The following is a 19570-nucleotide window of genomic DNA, read 5'->3' on the forward strand; positions in this document are numbered from 1 at the left end:
TTACCACCACACCTCGGCCTGGAAGCCGTAGGTGGTGCCGTTCTTCTGCGTCCCGAAGACGCCGTTGGCCTGCGTGCCGGCGGCGTCGTTCCACTTGGCGTGGGTGACGAAGGCGCGCAGCGCCGGACGCGCCCAGAAGCCGCTCTGCAGCGTCAGTTGCTGCGCCACGGTCACCTTGGCGATCTTGGGCTTGCTGCCGCCATCGGTCTTGCCCTGGTCGTAGCCGATCTCGACGGCAGTGCTGTGCAGGTCGCTGTAGTTGTATTGCGGGCGGATGCCGACACTGGCCCAGATGTTGTCGTTGTCGCCGCCGAAGTTGGCGCGACCGTAGCTGGCGGTCACGACACCACTGATCTTGGTGCCGGCCGGCGAGAAGTAGAAGTGGTCATGGATGCGCCACGACTTGCCCTGCGAGACACCACCGCCCTGGTAGGACGGCAGCCACTCGAAGCCGCTGCCAAGCTTCTCGCCGATGACCAGGCTGGCCTTGTTCCAGCCGCCCATCAGGCCGGTCTGGGTGTGCTGCAGGAACAGCATCGTGCCCTTGCCGGTTTCCTTGGTGGCGTCCTTGGAGGCGGTGCTGCCGCTGAGCAGCACGAGTTCGCCTTCGAGCTTGCCGTTCGGGTTGACGTTCACGTCGTAGAAACGGGCCGAGATGCGCTTGCCGACGATGTCATCGACCGCGTTGGCGTTGCCACCGTTCTGGAAGTAGGCCAGCGACAGCTTGGCCGCGCCGAGGTTGATCTCCTCGATGCCGGCGCCGGTGCCGTTGTTGCCCCAGTAGTAGTAGTCGCTCATGTGGATGTCGTGGCGGTTGTAGAACCGCTTGCCCACCCAGACCTTGGACGAATCGAGCGCCGGGCTGCCGTCGAAGAAGCCACCCGCCTCGATGTACGCCTGCTCGCTGGCGATGTTGAAGTTCTTGTTGTCGGTCGTGTCTTCCCAGGGCTGCTTGCCCTTTTCCTTGAACGACAGGGTCTGGTGGAACTTGGCCCAGGCGCCGTCCGACTTGCCGAACGGAACCGATGTGGTGACGCTGGCGAAGTTGTCGCACTCGTTGCCCAGGCGGTACTTCGAGCGGATCGGCCAGGTGCCTTCGCCGAAGCACTGCAGGTTGCCGCCTTCGCTGGTGCCGCCGACCTGGGTGCGGACATAGCCGTGAACGTCGATGCCGTCGGCGCGGACGGCCGTGGCGGTGAACAGGCTGCCGATGGCCAGGGCCAGGGGCAGCAGCGCCTTGTTGCTTTGCATCTCGATGCTCCTCGTGGTGTCTGTGAAGCCCCGAGCGGGGCAGTTCCGTGCGCTCGAATTCGACCGATTTTGCAAACTTAATCGATTCAGATAACGCATGACCGCCATTCTGAATCGGTTCAGAAAATCGTCAAGCCATTCTGCGTCCGGTCTTTCCCTAGGTGTCGCGCACCACCAGCTCGACGCTCAGCGGCGCTGGCCGCAGCCCATCGAGCAGCGCCTGCACCGCCAGCACCCCCTTGCGGTGGGCGTCCTGGCGCAGCGTGGTCAGACCGGCGGCGGCGGCGGCGGGGATGTCGTCGAAGCCGACCGCGGCGGCCAGCGTCACACCGGCCCAGGTGCGTACCTCGTCGAGTGCGGCCAGCGCCATGCGGTCCGTCATGGCGACGATGGCGATGCGGCTGCCGGTGGGCAGCATCGTGCGCAGGGCAACCAGCGCCTGCGCGGAGGACTCGGGGCGGATGTCGTCCACCTCGATCCAGTCGATGGTGTCGATCGGGCGGCCCAGCCGCTGGGCCGCCCGCACATAGCCGATGCGCCGCTCGATGGCCACCGACGCGCTGCGCGGCTGGACCTTGCGTGGACTGACGGCCATGGCGTGTCGGCGCTGTTGTCCATTGAGCGTGAAGCAGAGCGCGAGCACCCGGTCGGGCTGCTTCGACAACACGTAGGCCATGGCCTGTTCCGCGCCATCGCGGTCCTCGATGCCAATGGCCGGCACGCCCTCCACCACCGTGTCCACCAGCACCAGCGGCTTGCGGGCGGCCACGACTTCCGGCACCAGATTGGGGCCGATCTCGGCGTGGACGATGAGGGCATCGGCCGTGGTCTGGAACGCGGCAGCGAGTTGCAGGTCGCGGCCGAGCTTGGGGATGAGCTGCAGCGACAGCGCGCGCTGGTCCAGCTCGTGGCTGACGCCGCGCAGGAAGTCCAGGCTCACCGGGTCGCTGAGCGCGAACTCCAGCCCGTGGTGGTAGATGACCGCCACCTCGCGCACCGCGTCGCGTCGGCGCAGGGCGCGGGCGGCCGGATCCGGGCCGAAATAGCCCAGTTCACGCGAGCGGCTGATGATCTCGGTGCGCAGCGTCACCGATAGCTGGTCCGGGCGGTTGAAGGCGTTCGAGATGGTGGCGGGGCTGACGCCCAGCGCCTTGGCGACATCGCTGGCGGTGACCTTGGCGCGCGGCGGCGCCGGGATCGGGGCAGAGTCGAGGTCGGGGGAGGTCGGTTCCGGGCGCTTGGAAGCCATGGGTTTGCGTGGTCGGTGACGGCGGCAGGGGACGGGCGGCATTGTCGGCGCTCGCCGTGCCGTTCAACCCGCCAGGTACGGTCCACCGCGGATATTTTCAGCGCAGAACAAGCGAAACTCGTTCGGCTCGGCCGGTGCGGGCTGCTCGACATGGCCGCTGGCGTGCAGCAGGTGGTGCAGCGCGCTGGCGATCTGGCCGTCCGGATCCTGGTCGATCACGAGGTCGAGCAGGCCCAGCCGCAGCAGCGTGCGGTGTTCGTCGCTGAGTTCGTGGCCAACCCAGATCGGGCGCTCGGCGGGCGCGAGCCGCTGCAGCTCCGCGGCGATGCCCGCCGAGCCGGCGCCGCTGTGGTACAGGCCGACCAGCGGCACGCCGTCGCGCTGTGCAGCGGCCAATGCGTGGCGCAGCGCGAGCTGGCAGCGGTCCGCGTCGTCGTGGCAGGGCACGGGTGCGCCGGGGTCGATCAGCGGATGCCGCTCGGCCAGCACCTCGGCGCAACCGCGCAGGCGGTCGGCGTGGGCGCGGTAGTCGAGGGTGTTGGTCAGGCGCAGCACGCGGCCGGGGCGGTGGGCGAGGCGGCCGATGAAGTGACCGGCGGTGCGGCCGGCGCCCAGGTTGTCGATGCCGGCGTAGTGCAGGCCCGGCACGTCGCCGATGCCGCTCATCAGCGTCACCACCGGCACGCCCGCGTCCACCTGCTCGCGCAGCGCCGCCCGCACATCCGGCGTGTCGTGCAGCGCGACGATCAGCCCGTCTCGGCGGTGGCGCGGTCGGGTCAGTCGCTCGCGGACCTGCGCGGCGTCGGTGGCATCGACGACGTGGCAATGGACCAGAATGCGTCGGTCGAGTACCTGCACCGCGCGGGTCAGTGCCAGGTCGAGGCGGCGGAAATAGGGCGTCTCGCTGCGGGCCAGCACCACGTCGAAGCGGGTCAGGCCATGGCGCGGATCGGGCAGCACCCGCGGCACACCGAGCTGTCGGGCCGCAGCGAGGACACGGGCGGTGGTCTCGGCCGAGACGCCGCCATGTTCGTTGAGCACGCGGTTGACGGTGGCGGTGCCCACGCCTGCGGCGGCGGCGATCTCGGTGAAGCGGGCGCTGCGCTTGCGCCGGGGTGGCGGCGCAGAGGGAGGGACGGATTCAGTCATCCCGCCGTGATGCCACGGTCAGGCGGTGCTGGCAAGGGCGGCGACACCCGCTTGCAGGTGCGCCATGCTCGCAGCCAGACGCGCCTCGATGTCGGTGGCGGCGGCGATCTCCTCGGCGAACGGCTCGTAGGAGACGAAGCCGGTGTAGCCCGCGTCCAGCAGCGTGCGCAGCTGTGCGATGTTGCCCAGACGATCGTCACCACCGACCAGCACGCGGTGGCCGTCGCGCATGTCGGGCACGGTCACGGCCGAGTCCTCGACGCCGGAGATGTGGACGAGGCCGGTCCAGGCGGGGAAGAACAAGCCTTCGCCGGCGAGGTGGTGGTGGAAGGTGTCGTGGACGACGCGGAAGGTGCTGTCGGCACCGATTTCCTCGAAGGCGCGCACGGCTTGCGACTTGCGGCGCACGGCACATTCCTCGAAGCCCAGCGGCTCGACCAGTCCGACCAGGCCGTGGTCGTTGAGGATCGGCTTCAGCGCGGTCAGCGCGTGGACCAGCGCGGCGTGGCGCTCCTCGGCGGTGCGCTTGTCGCCGCGGTTGTTGGTCGGGCACAGCACCAGGGCTTCGGCGCCGCAGTCGCGGGCGTACTGCGCCATGGCGACCGCCTCGGCCTCGCGCTCGGCGGTGAACTGCTCGAAGCGCTGCAGCGCGTTGATCGAGCGGATCGTCAGGCCGTGGGCCTTGGCGATGGCGCCGATCTCGGTGGCTGGCACACCGTCGCCGATCTCGATGTCCGGCAGGTCATTGCGGATCTCGATGGCCGTCACGCCCAGGCGGCGCGTCATCGCGGCGAAATCGGCGAAACGCACACGCGGCACGGCCATGCGGTTCAGGGCGAAGTGGAGGGGCTGGGTCATGGGCTGTCTCGCTCAGTGGGATGGATTGGTCCGCACTCTATGGTCGCCCGCAGTGGGCTGCAGCCCTTGTGTTGATCAAATCGGATCAGAGTCCACCGACCGGCCCTGGCGCCGTGGGGTGGCGGCGGTGGACCGTGACAGTCATCTCGTCCGGCAAGGGCGCGGTCTGGCCGGCGTCGCGTTGCACTACCCGCTCGCCCACGCTGGCGATGGTCGGGGCTGCGGCCCGTTCGGCCAGCCGCGCCGATCGGGCGTCGGCCAGCAGTCGGCGCACCGCGTCGGCAGGGCTGATCGGCAGCGTGTAGAGCACCGGCCCCTCCGCCAGACCCAGCGTGGCGGTGCTGGCGGTCACGCCGCGCAGCAGCAGCGCCGAGCCCGCCACCTGCGTGCCTTGGGGCTGCACCTGCAACTGGCCGTCCAGCAGCAGCGTGGCCTGCGGGGGCTGGGCATCCGGCGCGGTGGAGACCAGCACGATGCCGGGTGGCAGTGTTGCCGGCTGCTGGGCAAGGGCGGCGGCCGGGGGCGGCGCCACGGCGGCCGACACACGCACGGCCGTGGACTCGGTGAAGGTGCCCGGGCTGGCCGTTGCGTCCGGTGTGACTGTCGGCGCATCGCCCGGAGCGAGTACATGGCAACCGAGTCCACCGGCTGCAGTCAGCGCTGCCAGCAGGGCGATCGCGATCCCTGTGGATTGCATGGATTTGGATGGGCTTGCCGATTTCATGAATATCCCAGGTTGCCTTGACAGGCACGTTTTTACACCTGCAAATTTTCATGCAAATGGTCTGTTTTCGATGAAGACATCGCCACCTGAACGCAGGATGAAGATGAGGGGGGTGAGTTTTGGGGGATACCACAGCATGGCATGGCTTTGTTAAGATGAATCAAGATGTAAATTTGTAAACAAAAGCAAACTATTTCATGCCTTCACTGTTGCCGTTCCTACGCCGTCGCCGTGGTGTCCAGGCTTTCTTGACGACGACCGTGCTGGTGATGTCGATGGCGAGCCCGGTGATGCCGGCCAGAGGACACGAACCCGCTGCCCGGACCGACGCCACGGCGGTGCGGCGCAGCGAACAGCGGTACCAGGTGCCGACCGTGAAGGTGCTCACCGCCGACGGCAGGGCCCAGGCGTTGCGGCCGTTGCTCGACGATGGCCGGCCGGTCGTGCTGACCTTTCTCTACACGTCCTGCACCACCGTCTGCCCGGTGACCAGCCACGTGATCGACGAATTCATGCGTGCGCTCGGCCCGGAGGCGAGGCAGGTCAATGTCGTGTCGGTGTCGATCGACCCGGACCACGATACCGTTGCCCGGCTCGCCGAGCACGCCCGCAGCCGCGGCGCCCAAGGCAGCTTCGTCACTGGCGATCCGCAGTCCTCCGAGACCGTCCAGCGCGCTTTCGACGCCTGGCGCGGCGACAAGATGAACCACGACGCGGTGATCTTCCTGCGTGCGTCGGCCAGCCTGGTCTGGGTACGGCTGGACGGGTTCGTCAGCCCGCGCCGCCTGCTCGACGAGTACCGCCGCCTCAAGCCGGCCTGACCAACCCCGGCCCCGCCCGCCCCCACTCCGCTCCGCTCCAGCCTCTTCCCCTGTCCACGCGAGTTCCTCCATGCCTGACCACACCGACACCCCGCACACCAGCCGCCGCCGCTTTCTCACCCTGTCCGCAGGTGCCGCCGCCGCTACGGCTTCGCTGTCCCTGGCGCCGACCCGGGTCGCGGCGGCTGTCCAGGGCACCAACACCCGCTGGGCGGCGACCTCCGATCCGGTGCTGTGGCAACGGGCATGGGCGCGTCGTTTCTCCAACGTGCTGCCCAATCCGCTGGCCGCGGCCGGCATCTACAAACCGACGGTCGGCGCGTCGGACTACACCATCGGCGCAGGCCAGGCGGTCGCGGACGTGCTCGGCGTGGTGGGCATCACCACGACCATCTGGGGCTACGCCAACCAGGAAACCGGCCCGACCTTCCCGGGTCGCACGCTGCAGGTCACCAAGGGCGTGCCGATCACGGTCCACTGGGTCAACCGGCTCGTCGACGCCAATGGCCAGGCGCTGCCGCACCTCCTGCCCATCGACCAGACCATGACGATCCAGACGCCGACCACCGGCGTGCCGCTGGCGGTGCACCACCACGGCAGCAACTCGGCGGCCGAGTTCGACGGCGGCCCTGACCAGTGGGCCACGCCGCTGCGCCGCCAGACCGGGCCGGGCATCACCGGCAATGCGGTGCAGGTCGGCACAGCCGAAGCGGTCACCTACGTCTACGACAACAACCAGGAGGCCTCGCTGCACTGGTACCACGACCATGCCGAGAGCCTGACCGGCGTGAACGTGCAGGCCGGGCTGGCCGGGCTCTACGTCGTGCGCGACGCGAACGAGACGGCCTTGCAATCGGGCTGGAAAATCCCCGCCGCGCAGCACGAGGTCGGTCTGGTGCTGCAGGACCGCACCTTCGACGCCCAGGGCCAGTTCGTCTACTCCGCCAATCCGGCGAATTCGCCGACGCCGCTGCCGGGATCCTTCCCGGCGAACAGCCCGAGCCACATGCCCGAGGTGTTCGGCGACGTGGTCCTGGTGAACGGCAAGGCCTGGCCGAGCCTGTCGGTGGAGCCGCGGCCGTACCGGTTGCGGCTGCTCAACGGGTCGGACTCGCGCTTCTACACCCTGAGGAACTCGGCGCCGACCTGGGTGCCGATGTACGTGATCGGCACGGATGTCGGCCTGCTCAACAACCCGGTGCCGGTGGGTGCGGCCGGGCTGACGATCGCGCCGGGCGAGCGCTATGACGTCGTGATCGACTTCTCGTGGGCGCTGCTGGCCGGCGGCAAGATCGACCTGCTCAACTCGGCACCGACGCCGTTCCCGCTGGGCGGTCCGCCGTCTGCGGGCGCGGCGACCGTGATGCGGTTCAAGGTCGGGCTGCTGGCCAACCTGCTGGTCCCCAGGCCGATCCTGGGCACGGGCACCGTGCTGCGTGGCAGCAACGGCACGGCCCTGCTGCCGGCCGCGCCGGGCGACACGCCGGCAACGCCGGTGCGCCGCATCCTGCTCGGCGAGGGCACCGACGAGTACGGCCGCATCAACCCGATGCTGGGCATCTACGATCCGAAGGGTGTCAACAACCTTGGCACGCAAGGCTTCAACGACCCGGCCACCGAAACGCCTCGGCTCGGCAGCACGGAGGTCTGGGAGTTCTGGAACACCACGGTGGACGCCCACCCGGTCCACCTGCACCTGGTCAAGTTCCGCATCAAGAACCGCCAGGCCTTCACCGGCACCATCCAGTCCACCGCGATGCGCAATGGCTGGACAGGGGTGCAACTGCAGCCGGGCGCGGCCCTGAGCGGTGCAGCGCTGGCCCCCGCGGCAACCGAGAGCGGCTGGAAGGACACGGTCATCTGCCCGCCGGGCCAGGTCACGCGCATCGTCGCCACCTTCGACCGGCCGGGCAAGTTTGTCTACCACTGCCACATCCTGTCGCACGAGGACCACGACATGATGCGGTGGTACCAGGTCGTCTGACCGGAGGCACCCTCAGCGGTTGGCGTTGAGCACGGGCGACAGCGGCACCAGCGTGCGGTAGTCCGGCGGCGCCCAGCCCTGGATCTGGCCAACCTGCGCGGCGACACGCTGGCCTTGTCCCAGCGACAGCCGCAGGTAGGCGCCTGCGGCGGCACGGTTGTTGACCCCCGCTTCGAGCCGCTCCAGCAGGTGTTCCACCGACCACGCACCGCGGCTGCGCTGCAGCGCGTCGGTGAAGAAGTAGGCGGCGGCGTACACCTCGCCCTGCAGTGGCGTCGCTTGCAGCGGGTCCATGCCCAGGGTGCGCAGCCACGGCTGCAGGCCGGTGACCGCGGCCGCCCGGAAGCGCTCCGGCGTCGCCCGCAGCGAGGCCCAGCGCACCCGCGCCCGCCACGCCGGCGCCAGGTCGAGCGTCTCGGGCGGCGCCAGCTGCGCCGACAGCCAGACCGCCGGCAGCGTGTCCGCTTGCCGCGCATCGGCCGTGGGGGCGAGCAGGGCGCGCACCTGGGGTGCCGCCAGCCAGGCGAGCACCAGGTCGTCCGGTGCCGCGAGTGCCTGGTCCATGGCCACCGGCTGCGTGCGCAGATCCCGGAGCTGCACGTCCGGGCCGGCCTGCCCCAGCAGCGCCTGGAAGGCCTGCGCCGCGTCGCGGCCAAGGTCCGAATCGAACCAGACCCGCAGGCGCGCAGGCGCCGCAGCCAGCGCCGCCACGGCGCGCGCGGCCACCCGTGCCTCCGCGACCAGGCCTTCGGACAGGTAGAGCGCGTGGTGCCGCGCCGCTGCGGGGGCAGAGGCCGGCGCACCGTCGATCAGCGGAAACACACACGGCAGCGACGCCGCCTCGCAGAAGGCCTCGACCGGCGCCCACTGCGCGGCACCGGCGCCGGAGACCACGGCGTACACCGGCTGCGCGGCCAGCTTGTGCTGCAACTGCGCGCTCCACCCGGCCGGCTCGCCGGTCAGACGCCAGACGTGTAGCGCCACGCGCACCTCGCCGAAGGTCTGCTGGCGTGCCCACGCTGCCAGGGTCGTCTCCACGGCCCCGCGCCGCGCCGCGGGTGCGTCGGGTGTGACGATGGTGGCGAGGTGCAGCGTCCCGTCCACCAGCCCCCGCAGCGAGGCGCCGCCGACCGGGCCGATCTGCTGCAACCAGGCCAGCAGATCGGCGACCGCCGCGTCGTCAAGGTCATACCGCGGCATCCACGGCGCCAGCGCCCGCCCCGCCGGATCGGTGCCGCTGCGCAGCGCCCGGGCGAAGCTGTCCGCCGTGTAGGCCGGCCGGGTCTCGGTCCGGGTGCCGGCGACGCCGATGCCCGAGGCCGCCCGTCCGACCGCCATGGCCCGGCCCGGCGCGAACAGGCTCGCAGCCGTGATCGGCGGCACGCGCAGGCGCCCCTCCTGGTCACCCAGCCCGCTGCGCCGGTGGCATTGCGCGCACGCGGCTGCCGTGCCGGTCATGTCGGGCAAGTCTGCGCGCCGGGCCCGCAGCCCGCTGCCATCTGGACGCCGCCCGTCCTGGTAAATGGCCCGGCCCCGCGCCGGACCAGCGTTCTCCGCCGTCTCCGCGAATGCCAATGGGAGGTTGATCGCCAACAGCAGGATGGTGACAAGATGCTTCATGCAGGCAGTGTGCCGGGGTCTTGGCGACTGAAACGTTCAAAAAGATGTTCCATGGAAAACACCAATGGAAAAATATTTCCAAAATTGAGGACCGTGGCTATAGTTCCGACCCAAGGACGACCCGGCCCCTGCGGTCGTCAATGCCCCATTCCCCAGGAGACTCCATGAAAAACGTCGCCGTCTTCGGTGCCGGTCGCATCGGCCGCATCCACGCCACCAACCTCGCCAGCCTGCCCGGCGTGAACCTGCAATTCATCTGCGACCCCTTCGGCGACAGCGCCGCGCAGCTCTCGCAGCAGCTGGGTGCCCAGGTCTCGACCATCGACGCCGTGCTGGCCGACCCGTCGATCGACGTGGTCGCGATCACCTCGCCCACCTCGACCCACTCCGACCTGATCACCCGTGCCGCCGCCGCTGGCAAGCACATCTTCTGCGAGAAGCCGGTGGACCTGTCGGTGCCGCGCGCCATCGCCTGCGGCGAAGCGGTCAAGGCTGCGGGGGTTGCCTGCATGATCGGCTTCCAGCGCCGCTTCGACCCCACCTTCAACGAAGCCCGCACCCGCATGGATGCCGGTGCCATCGGCAACCCCGAGATGCTGATCATCACCAGCCGCGACCCGGGCGCCCCGCCGGCCGAGTACATCAAGGCCTCGGGCGGCATCTTCCGCGACATGCTGATCCACGACCTGGACGTGTTCCGCTGGATCCTGTGCGCCGACGGCGACGAGGCCGAGTGGCTGAGCGCGTCCGGCTCCGTGCTGACCGACCCGAGCATTGCCGATCTGGGCGACTTCGACAGCACTGCCGTGACGATCCGCACCAAGCAGGGCCGCCTCTGCCAGATCAACACCAGCCGCCGCGCCGCGTATGGCTACGACCAGCGGTTCGAGGTGCTGGGGTCGGCCGGCATGCTGCAGTGTGGCAACCAGACGCCCAACCAGGTCATCCAGTGGGACGCCAACGGCATCTCCAGCGACAAGCCCGAGCCGTTTTTCCTGCAGCGCTACGCTGCGGCCTACAAGCTGGAACTGGCGCACTTCTTCGAGTGCCTGCAGACCGGCGCGCCGTTCCGCACGACCGTCGCCGACGGCGTGAAGGCGCAGATCCTCGCCGACGCCGCGTCCGAGAGCGCGCTCAGCGGCCAACCGGTGCGCTTCTGATGGCCGCCGCCCGCTTGCGTGTCGGCATCGCCGGCCTCGGGCGGCTGGGGCGGCGCCACGCCGAGGCGCTGGCGTTCTCCACCCGCCATGTCGATCTGGTCGCCGCGTGCAGCCCGGTCGAGGCCGAGCGTGACTTCGCCGGCCGCGAGCTGGGCATCGCTGCGGATCGGCTGTACGCGGACTTTGACGCGTTCATCGCTGACCCCGACCTGGACGCGGTCGTGCTGGTCACGCCCACCTCGCTGCACGCCGACCAGGCGATCGCAGTGCTGAAGGCCGGCAAGCACGTCTTCATCGAGAAGCCGCTGGCGCTGAACCTGCCGGACTGCGAACGCGTGCTGGCGATGGCCGCCGAACATCCCGCGCAGGTGGCGATGGTCGGCTTCGTGCGGCGCTTCGACCCGAGCTACCGCAACGCGGCGGCGGCGGTCGAGGCGGGCGAGATCGGCCGGCCCTTCCTCGTGCGCTCGCAGACCTGCGACAAGAACGACCCGGACGGCTTCTTCGTCCGCTTCGCGCCGACTTCGGGCGGCATCTTCATGGACTGCAGCGTCCACGACATCGACCTGGCGCGCTGGCTGCTCGGCCGCCCGAAGGCGCTGCGGGCGTTCGCCAGCGGCACCATCGTGCTGCACCCCGGCCTGGCCGAGTGTGGCGACGTGGACAACGGGCTGGCGATCGTCGAGTTCGAGGGTGGGGCTCGGGCGGTGTTCTACGCCTCGCGCACGCTGGCGCACGGGCATGAAACGACGACCGAGGTGATCGGCACCGCAGGCAAGCTGCTGGTGGGCGAACACGCGGCGCGCGACCGGGTGATCCGCAGCGACGCGGGTGGGGTGTCGCACGCGGTGCTCGGCGATTTCCACGAGCGCTTCGAGGCGGCGTTCGCGCACGAGATGGCGGCGTTCGTCGCGGCCTGCCGCGGTGTCGAGCCGCTGTCGCTCACGCTGTCGGACGCGATGGAGGCCACGCGGATCGGGCTGGCGATCACGCGGTCGCTGCGGTCGGGGATGCCGGAGGCGGTGTGACCGCGGGCACCGGTGCTCAGAACCCCGCCGGCCCCCCCGGCATCTGCAGCCCCAGCCCGCTCACCGCCCCCCGCGGCTCCAGGCTGAAGCGCAGGTAGATCGACCCCGTGCTCTGCGTGAACTGCGCGGCGCGTTCCAGGCCGAGCCGGGTGCCGATGTCGAGCTGCCGGGTGATCTGGTATTCCAGCGCCCCGCCCAGGTTCAGCACCAGCCCCGAATCGCTGCGTGCCGCGTAGGTGGACGCGGGCGCCCGCTGCTGCGCGACCAGGCTGTCCATCGTCACCTGCGCTGCGGCGTCGGTGGGGAAGTAGGGCGCGGCGTCCTCGCGGGACGCCTGCACGCCGGCCGAGCCTTGCAGCCCCCAGCTCAGCCGCCCGCTGCGCCCGAACCAGTTCACCGGCACCGTCAGCGACAGCAGGTGCTGCGGGCTGAAGTAGCCGCCGTGGCCCCAGGTGAAGCCGCTCAGGTTGCGCCGGTAGTGCTGGTAGCCGAGGTTCATGCCGAGGTCGATCTGCGAGTCGGCCAGCCGCTGCGCCTGCCAGAAGCTGCCGGCGCCCATCTCGAAGCGGCTGTTGCTGGCGACGCGCTCGCCTGTCAGCGCGTGCAGGCCGCCATAACCGTAGACCCCGACATCCGTCTGTTCCCACGCCAGTTGGGCCCGCGCCCCGGTGCTGCGCACGCCGCCCCAGACCCGGTCGGTGCGCGCATCCCGCGTCCCTGCAAACGACAGCAGGCTGTCGGTGACGGCGCGGCGCGAGGCATCCACGGTCAGCGTCAGGTTGTTGCGGAACTCGTCGATGTAGCGCAGCCCGCCGACCACATCGACCACCGCGAAGCCGACCGGCGTGGTGCCGACATCGACGGTCAGCGTGCGGGTCTTCAGCGCCACGGCAACCGCCGTGCCGGCGTCGCTCTGGGACGGGGCGACCAGCACGCCGGTGGCGTCCAGCCCGAGCGTGCCGGTGCGGGTGCGCGCGTTGATGGCGACCTGTCCGGCGCTCAGCACGACCGGCGTCACGCGCACGCTGACCTGCCCGACGTTCTCGATCGTCTTGCGGCCCTCGACAGGCGTCTGCACGCTGTCGAGCTTGCCGAGGCCAGCATCGCCCGTGCGCGAGCCGATCGAGCCGGCGATGGCCAGGCTGGTGCGGCCCCGCTCGATCTGCACCTCGGCGAGTTCGTCGCTCAGGGTCTTGGGGATGCGGGGCGGCTGCATCGGCACCTGGGCCTGCGCCACGACCACCGGCGCCGGATCACGCCACCGCAGCGAGCGGCTCACGGCGCTGGCGTTGTCCACCTGCGTACTGGGGCGGCCGGCGCCTGTGGGTGGCAACTGGTCCAGGTTCGCCAGCCCCAGCCCTGTGTTCGCTCCAAACCCCGGCAGCACGCCCGGCACCGGTCCACCGCCCGGCACCCGGTTCGGCACGCCGCCCACCGCCAGCAGCGTGCGCGAGCGTCCGTCCGCCGCGTGGGCCGCAAAGGGATTGCCCGCCGCCTTGGCCTGGCCCCACTGCAGGCGGTTCGGCTGTTCGGCCGCCACCGCCGCCCGCAGGTACTCGGTCGCCTTGCTGAACTGACCGAGCGCCCGGTGGTGGCGGGCGTACTGGGCGAGCACGGCGGGCGTGTTCGGAGCGAGCCGGCCGGCTTCCTGCAGCGCCATCGTCGCCGAGTCGTGGTCCTTCTGTGCATCGGCGGCACCCGCCAGCCCGAGCCAGGCGTCTACCTCGTCCGGCCGCTGCTGCAGCACCGCCTCGAACAGCGCCCGCGACTGGTCGTGTTCCCCGGCCGCGCTGTGCAGCCGGGCCAATGCCATCTGCAGCCGCGGATCCTGCGGCCGGTCCTGCAGCACCGGGGCGAGCGCTTCCCAGGCGTTGTAGAGGTCACCGCCTTCGCGCAACTGGTCGGACTGCCGCAGCGCGACGGCCGTGCGCAGTTCGTCGAAATCGCGCCGCTGCCCGGCGGTCAGCGGCTGCACGGCGATCTGGCGCAGCACGCCGACCAGCTCGATGTCCTGGCGCGTCTGCAGCAGCAGCGCCGCGTGGCGCAGGCGCAGCCCCGCGCCGGCCTGCGGCTGGGCGGCCAGCGTGGCGCGGATGAGCTGCCCGGCGCGGGCCTCGTCGCCCAGCTCCAGCCGCGCACTCGCCACGGCGCCGACCATGTCGGGGTCTTGCCCGGCAGCGGCTTCGGCTTCCACCAGCATGGCCTCGGCCTGCCAGCGCTGGCCGGCACGGGCCTGGGCAACGGCTTCGGTGGCCTGTGCCTGCACGGCGAGGCGGCGCTGCAGCCGACCCATGTCGGTCGTGCGCTCGCGGGCGGGCACTTGCTCCAGCGTCTTGAGCGCACCGGTCCAGTCCTTCAACTCGCTCTGCAGCAGCGCCCGCGCCTGCAAGGCTTCTCCGGGATGGGCCGCGGGGACCACGAATGCATCGACCTGCGTGCGCGCCGCGTCCAGCCGCCCCTGCCGCATCAGCAACTGACCGAGGGACAGCCGCACCCACGGCGATCCCGGCGCCAGCGTCACGGCCTGCTCCAGCAGCGCCTGCGCGCCGGCCAGATCCCCACGCTGCTGTGCCAAGTCGGCCTGCAGGCGCATCTGGCTCGCTTGTAAACCCTTCTCGCCGCCGAGACGGGCCTTCACCTCGCTGTCCATGCGTTGCACCACCGTGCGCAGCGCCTCGGTGCGGCCCGCGGCGCCGAGTACCTGGTACAGCCCGCTGTTGGCACGCAGGTGGTCGGCGTTCTGGCGCAGCGCCTCGCGGTAGGCGGTTTCGGCGGTCAGGAACTGGCCCTGCTCGGCCAGCAGGTCGCCGAGCAGCACCTGGCCTTCCGGCTCCTTGGGATCGGTTTCGACGGCACCCTTGGCGAGACGGGTGGCGCGGTCGAGGTCGCCGACCTGCCGGGCGGCCTGGCCGTCGTGGACCGCCTGCCAGTGCATCGCCGAGCGGTAGACCGGCTTCCAGCGGTTGCCGTTGGTCGCCGCACTGGCGCGCCCGAGCAGCTCGCCCGCGTCGGCAAAGCGGTCTTCGCGCATCCGCACGATGCCCAGGCCTGCCAGCGCGTCGGTGTCGTCCGGGCGCTGGCGCAGCACGGACTCGAAGCGGTCCAGGGCGGTCTTCAGGTCACCACTGTCGAGTGCAGCAAAGCCCTGGCGCACGACCGGGGACAGCGGGGGCTGGGCGGCGGGTGCGCTGGCGGTGCGCGGGCCGGTGGCGCGGCGCGGACCGGCGGCCGTGGTGGCCGCTTTGGCCGGGGCGCTGCCGGGGCGCGCCAGCTCGGCCAGCCGTGTGCGCAGCTCGGCGTCGTCACCCGCGCTGGCGATGAACTGGCGGTACAGCGGCGCGTCGGCAGCGCGGGCGTCGAGCCAGACCAGCGCCTGGCGCCACGCGGCGCGGGCGTCTTTCTGTACCTGCGGGGAGGCGCCGGTCTGCGTGGACAGGCTGGCCAGCCGCTGGATGGCGTCGCGCCGGGTCGGTTCGCGGTAGCTCAGGTGGCGGGCGTAGGCGAGGGCCGATGCGGCTTGGCCAGGGGCCGACTGGGTCAGGCGTTCCAGGCCACGGCGGGCTTCATCCCAGCCTTCGCGGGTGCCGCCGAGCGTCTGGTAATACTCGATGGCGAGGTCGTCGCCCGGAGGCTGCGCGCCGAGGGCCTGCTTGTAGGCGCTGGCGGCGGCCTCGGGCTGACCGGCCTGCGCGTACTGGCGGGCGGTGGCGATGAGCGACTTGTTCGATGTCTGCGACTGGGCCTGCTTCGTCAGCGCAGCCAGCCCGGGATGATCGGGGCGCACCTGGCGCAGCCGGTTGAGGTAGGCGCTGGCTTCCTCGAAGCGCCCCGCCTCGACGTTCTGCGCAGCCAGACCGTAGAGCGCATCCGGCTGCCGCGGGTCGACACCCAGCAGTTTCTGCCAGGTCTGGCCGGCCAGATCGGCGCGGCCGCGCTGTTGCCAGTGGTGCGCCTGGGCGACCAGTTGCTGCACCGTGGTGGCGACGGTTGTGTCGGGCGGCGCGGGCGTGGTGCTGGCCGCGGCGGCCAGGCCGGACATCAGGCCGGCACAGGCCCATGCAACCAGGGTGGGCGTCGGGCGGGCGCGGGGAGGGGCGGAGGGCAGGGAGGACGGATGCGTCATGGCGTCGGGCAGCGAAAAATTGATGGAATAGGGGCACGCTGCAGCCGGCCGTGGCGGTCGCAGCGCCAGCGCTGCTGCAGCCAGCCGGCACTGAAGAGCGCCAGGGCGTGGTCGTAATAGCGCAAGCGGGTTCCGCTGGCGCAGGCAGTGGCGAGGCGTTCGGCCAGGTGCTGGACGCCGGCACAGTCGCCGAGCGCGGCGAGATAGGGTTGCAGCGCGGCGGCAAAACCGGGCGGTGCCGTGCCGCGGGCGATGGCGGCCGGGTCTGCGCCGGCGGGCGCTCGGGTGGCGAAACGCTCGGGCAACGTGGCTGCGCGGGTGTGCCGCTGCATGCCGGACAGCCCTTGGAGCAGGGCTGCGCGCAGCGGATCGTCGGCCGGCGCGACACCGGCCCAGAGGTAGCAGCGGATGGCGTCGTAGCTGCCGGTGTCGCCGTGCTGCGTGTCGGCGATCCAGTGACCGCGCAGGGGCGCCGTGTGCTGCACCGACCAGGTGGCCCAGTCGGGCGCGAGGCCGTGCGGCACCATGCCCGGCAGTGTGCGCACCGATTGTTCGGCCAGCACCGTCCACGGCCCGCCCGGGTCGGCGCTGGCCAGCCCGCGCAGCAGGTGCAGCGGCGCGTAGCTCGGGTTGAAGCGCCAGAACAGGCGGTCTGCGCTGACAAAGCCCTGCGGTCCGGGCAGCAGCATGGTGCCCAGCCCCGGCACCTCGACCACCTCCTCGGCCCGAATGCGGGCCAGCAGTGCACGACCCTCGGTGGCCAGCGCTGGAGCATTCCACAGGCGGGCGGCCTCGATCAGTGTCCAGGCCAGCCAGAGATCGGCGTCGCTGGCGGCGTTGGTGTCGAGCACGCCCCAACGGCCGTCGCGCTGCCGGCCCCATTGCCAGGCGGGCAGGCGTGCGGCCAGATCGCCGTTGCAGAGGTTCTGGCGTGTCCACTGCAGCAGCTGGTCGAAGCGCGGGCGGTCGTCGGCCACCAGCGCGAAGAACAGCGCGTAGGCCTGGCCCTCGGAGGTGCTGGTGCGGGCCTCGGTGTCGGGGTCGAGCACGCGGCCATCCGGCTGCAGGAAGTTGCCGACGAAGCTGGCCCACAGCGCATCGAAGTCGTCGCAGGCCAGCCGGCGCAGGGGCGGCACGGGCGCGGCACACGCCGTGCTCGCGAGCGCACCCGCCCCACCAGCCAGGGCGCCGATCCGCAGCAGCAGGCGCCTGCGCGGCGGACTGGTCAGCGGTTCAGGTCGATGCCCCGGCATGGCGGCGCATGGCATGGCGCTGGAGCAGCACGTAGATCACGGCGGAGAGGACCAGGATGCCCAGCATCAGCACCGCCCACAGCAGCACGGGGCGGTCCGAGAGCTTCCAGCGGATCCAGCTCAGCCAGGGCAGGTCGCCACTGGCGTAGGTCGGTTCGGCGCTGAAGACGGTGATGCGGCCGGATTCGTCGAACAGCGAGATGTGGCCGTGGATCTGCGCCAGGCGGCGGCTGTCGAGCAGGGCGTCGGTGATGAAGGACAGCGCGGCCGGGGTGGTGGCCATCAGCCCGACCACGCTGCGGTTGCTTGCCAGCGGCGATTCGAAGCCGACCAGCGCCGCCTGCAGGTCCGTACCGCGGAAGGCGAGCGTTTCCTGGGGCGCAAGCCCGTCGTGCTGCCAGAGCGTGCGCAGCCAGCGCAGGCTGTCCGGCAGCGCCCAGTCCGCCGGGGACAGGCCCGCGATCGACATCGACAGGGCGGTTTTCGGTGCCACCGACGTGGCAGCGTGGACCGCGGCCAGATCCCGGAAGGGCATGGCGCTGGCCCAGTCGGCGAACAGGCGCTGGTTGCCAGCGCTGCCGATGACGATCAGGTCGCGGTCGGCCACCTGCCCCACGCCGCGGGTGTGCACCACCCGGATCAGCCGTGCCGCCAGGCCGGTGGCCTCGCCCGCCCGGCCCATCAGCGTCAGGAAGGTGTCCACGTCTTCGCGCGAAGGCTCGTCGGGTAGCACCACCGCGGTTTCGGCCAGGTCAGCCAGCCGGGTGTAGGGGTGGGTGGTGTTGGCGAAGGCAGCCAGGTCCGGCATCGGCAGGAAGTGGGGCGTGTCCGAGAAATCGATGGTGGAGGCACCATCGACTACGCTGCGCGGGCGGTCCAGTGCGGTGTCGACGCCGTTTTCGCGCTGGCACTCGACGGCGTCGTCGGTGGCGCCGGGTTGCAGCGTCACGTCCAGGCGGGCGTAGGACTGTGTGCCGAGTGTGGCAACCGGAATGCGCAGGCTGCGGCGCACCGAGCGGGTCAGTGCCTCGTCGCGTTCGCCGCGGACGCTGCGCTGCAGGTTGTCCAGCCAGCGCCCGGCGATGCCCGGGTCGAGCAGTTCGTCGAGCTGGTTCTCGCCGTTGAACCGTACGCGCAGCGCGACCGCCGTGTCGTCAGGCCGCGCCTCGTAGCGCATGCGCAGATCGACCAGCACCTTGCGTTCGCGCCACGAGAACAGGTCGGGTGGCAAGCGCATTGGCACGTGCACTTTCAGCGGGCCGGCGTCGCGGGTGGCCAGCGTGGCAGTGGAGATCAGCTCGTCCAGACGCACCGGGCGGTGGGTTGGCGTCCAGTTGGGCGCGTCCCAGGCGCGGCGCGGAGGGGCGTCGGTCAGGCGGTCGATCAGCGCGCTGCTGCCGTGACCGGGCAACTGGCCGCGCACGAGGGCGTCAGCGGCGCGGCGCAGCTCCTCGCCGTCGCGGCCGAGCAGGTAGAGCACCTTGCGCTGCGGGTAGTCCGGGTGCGCAGCCAGTGTCACCAAGGCCCCGGCAATGGGCGGCAGTGCCACGCCGGGTGGTGCGTCCTCGGGCGTGGCGAGCACGATGGCGTTGCCGCCCGGCAGGCGGTCGCGCGCCTGGATGCGCACGCCGCGGTAGGCCGACAGCGCACCGAACCACGAGGCCACATTGCCGGCGGCCTGCAGCGTCGCCTCGCTGGCACGCGGCGAGAGCACCAGCGTCAGCTCGTTGCGGCGCGGGTCGCGGGGATCGAAAAAGGGCGCGGGCAACAGCGACAGGTCATTGGCCAGCGGCAGCGGTGCCATCACCAGGTTCAGCGTCGAGGTCAGGGCGATCTGCGCCCAGAGGCCGGCGCTGTCCGCGGATGCGCAGTCGATCGGCTCGGCAAACTGCACGGTCAGCTCGTTCTGGTCGATCACCAGGCGCGGATCGATCGGGATCGTGTAGCTGGCGCCGCGGCTGTCGCTGCTGGCCGTCGTGGATGGGTCCAGGCGGCTCACGAGTTCGCCATTCACCCGCACCTCCAGTGCCCCTGCGCGGCCGGCCAGCATCGGCGACTGCGCCAGATCCAGCTTGAGGACCGCGGACGCAACCACCTCATCCGCGCGCAAGGCAAACGGAATCTGGTGGCGCGAATGGCCGCGCTTGAGCATCACCGCCTCGCGCTGGCCAAGCTGCGAGAAGGGCATCACCAGATCGCGGCCGGCGTTGGCGGCCAGCGCGCCGGTCAAGCCCAGCGTCAGCGCCAGCATGGCGGCCAGCGCCTGCCGGACGGTCTGGCGTACTGGCGTCAGCGTGCCCCGTGTCTTGTCGTTGCGCTTCGTCATCCCCTGCAATCCTTGTTGTCTTGG

At 71.0% G+C, this 19570-nt stretch carries 13 protein-coding genes; 4 read left to right on the plus strand and 9 right to left on the minus strand.

The window, feature by feature from the left end:
• The 5 genes from RMP06_RS17820 to RMP06_RS17840 all read right to left on the minus strand — a co-directional run bounded on the left by RMP06_RS17820 (window position 1) and on the right by RMP06_RS17840 (window position 5204).
• Window positions 1-1251, minus strand: a complete 1251-nt coding sequence (locus tag RMP06_RS17820) for a maltoporin (protein ID WP_310463134.1) — start codon at window positions 1249-1251, stop codon at window positions 1-3.
• Between the two features lie 157 nt (window positions 1252-1408).
• Window positions 1409-2500: a LacI family DNA-binding transcriptional regulator gene (locus tag RMP06_RS17825; protein ID WP_310463135.1), complete on the minus strand. Its 1092-nt coding sequence runs from the start codon at window positions 2498-2500 to the stop codon at window positions 1409-1411.
• A 63-nt stretch (window positions 2501-2563) separates the two neighbouring features.
• Window positions 2564-3649 (minus strand): LacI family DNA-binding transcriptional regulator, encoded by a 1086-nt coding sequence (locus tag RMP06_RS17830; RefSeq protein WP_310463136.1) that lies wholly within the window; start codon window positions 3647-3649, stop codon window positions 2564-2566.
• An 18-nt stretch (window positions 3650-3667) separates the two neighbouring features.
• A complete protein-coding gene (locus RMP06_RS17835) occupies window positions 3668-4507 on the minus strand; it encodes a TIM barrel protein (RefSeq protein ID WP_310463137.1) in 840 nt (279 codons plus the stop codon).
• Window positions 4508-4592: 85 nt separating this feature from the next.
• A complete protein-coding gene (locus RMP06_RS17840; RefSeq protein WP_310463138.1) occupies window positions 4593-5204 on the minus strand; it encodes a hypothetical protein in 612 nt (203 codons plus the stop codon).
• Window positions 5205-5479: 275 nt separating this feature from the next.
• On the opposite strand from RMP06_RS17840, the gene RMP06_RS17845 reads away from it, so the two are divergent.
• Both RMP06_RS17845 and RMP06_RS17850 read left to right on the plus strand, forming a co-directional pair.
• A complete protein-coding gene (locus RMP06_RS17845) occupies window positions 5480-6052 on the plus strand; it encodes an SCO family protein (RefSeq protein WP_310463139.1) in 573 nt (190 codons plus the stop codon).
• A gap of 70 nt (window positions 6053-6122) precedes the next feature.
• Complete coding sequence (locus tag RMP06_RS17850) at window positions 6123-8036, plus strand: multicopper oxidase family protein (RefSeq protein ID WP_310463140.1); 1914 nt, start codon at window positions 6123-6125, stop codon at window positions 8034-8036.
• A 12-nt stretch (window positions 8037-8048) separates the two neighbouring features.
• On the opposite strand, the gene RMP06_RS17855 is transcribed toward RMP06_RS17850, so the two are convergent.
• Window positions 8049-9656: a c-type cytochrome gene (locus RMP06_RS17855; protein WP_310463141.1), complete on the minus strand. Its 1608-nt coding sequence runs from the start codon at window positions 9654-9656 to the stop codon at window positions 8049-8051.
• Between the two features lie 164 nt (window positions 9657-9820).
• Between RMP06_RS17855 and iolG the strand changes: the two genes are divergently transcribed.
• Window positions 9821-10816, plus strand: a complete 996-nt coding sequence (gene iolG, locus RMP06_RS17860) for an inositol 2-dehydrogenase (protein WP_310463142.1) — start codon at window positions 9821-9823, stop codon at window positions 10814-10816.
• A complete protein-coding gene (locus tag RMP06_RS17865; protein WP_310463143.1) occupies window positions 10816-11844 on the plus strand; it encodes a Gfo/Idh/MocA family oxidoreductase in 1029 nt (342 codons plus the stop codon). The genes iolG and RMP06_RS17865 overlap by 1 nt, the downstream gene beginning before the upstream one ends.
• Window positions 11845-11860: 16 nt before the next feature.
• Here RMP06_RS17865 and RMP06_RS17870 read toward each other — a convergent pair whose 3' ends face one another.
• The 3 genes from RMP06_RS17870 to RMP06_RS17880 are packed head-to-tail and all read right to left on the minus strand — an operon-like array spanning window position 11861 to window position 19546.
• Window positions 11861-15967, minus strand: coding sequence for a cellulose biosynthesis protein BcsC (locus tag RMP06_RS17870; protein WP_310463144.1), 4107 nt, complete (start codon window positions 15965-15967; stop codon window positions 11861-11863).
• Entirely contained in the window at window positions 15964-17235 is a 1272-nt protein-coding gene (bcsZ, locus tag RMP06_RS17875; RefSeq protein WP_310463145.1) for a cellulose synthase complex periplasmic endoglucanase BcsZ, read from the minus strand. The genes RMP06_RS17870 and bcsZ overlap by 4 nt, the downstream gene beginning before the upstream one ends.
• Window positions 17201-19546, minus strand: a complete 2346-nt coding sequence (locus RMP06_RS17880) for a cellulose biosynthesis cyclic di-GMP-binding regulatory protein BcsB (protein ID WP_310463146.1) — start codon at window positions 19544-19546, stop codon at window positions 17201-17203. Before RMP06_RS17880 ends, bcsZ begins: the two co-directional genes overlap by 35 nt.
• Between the last annotated feature and the right edge of the window lie 24 nt (window positions 19547-19570).

It is taken from the genome of Sphaerotilus sp. (genome assembly GCF_031429695.1).
Taxonomy (GTDB): Bacteria; Pseudomonadota; Gammaproteobacteria; order Burkholderiales; family Burkholderiaceae_C; genus Sphaerotilus.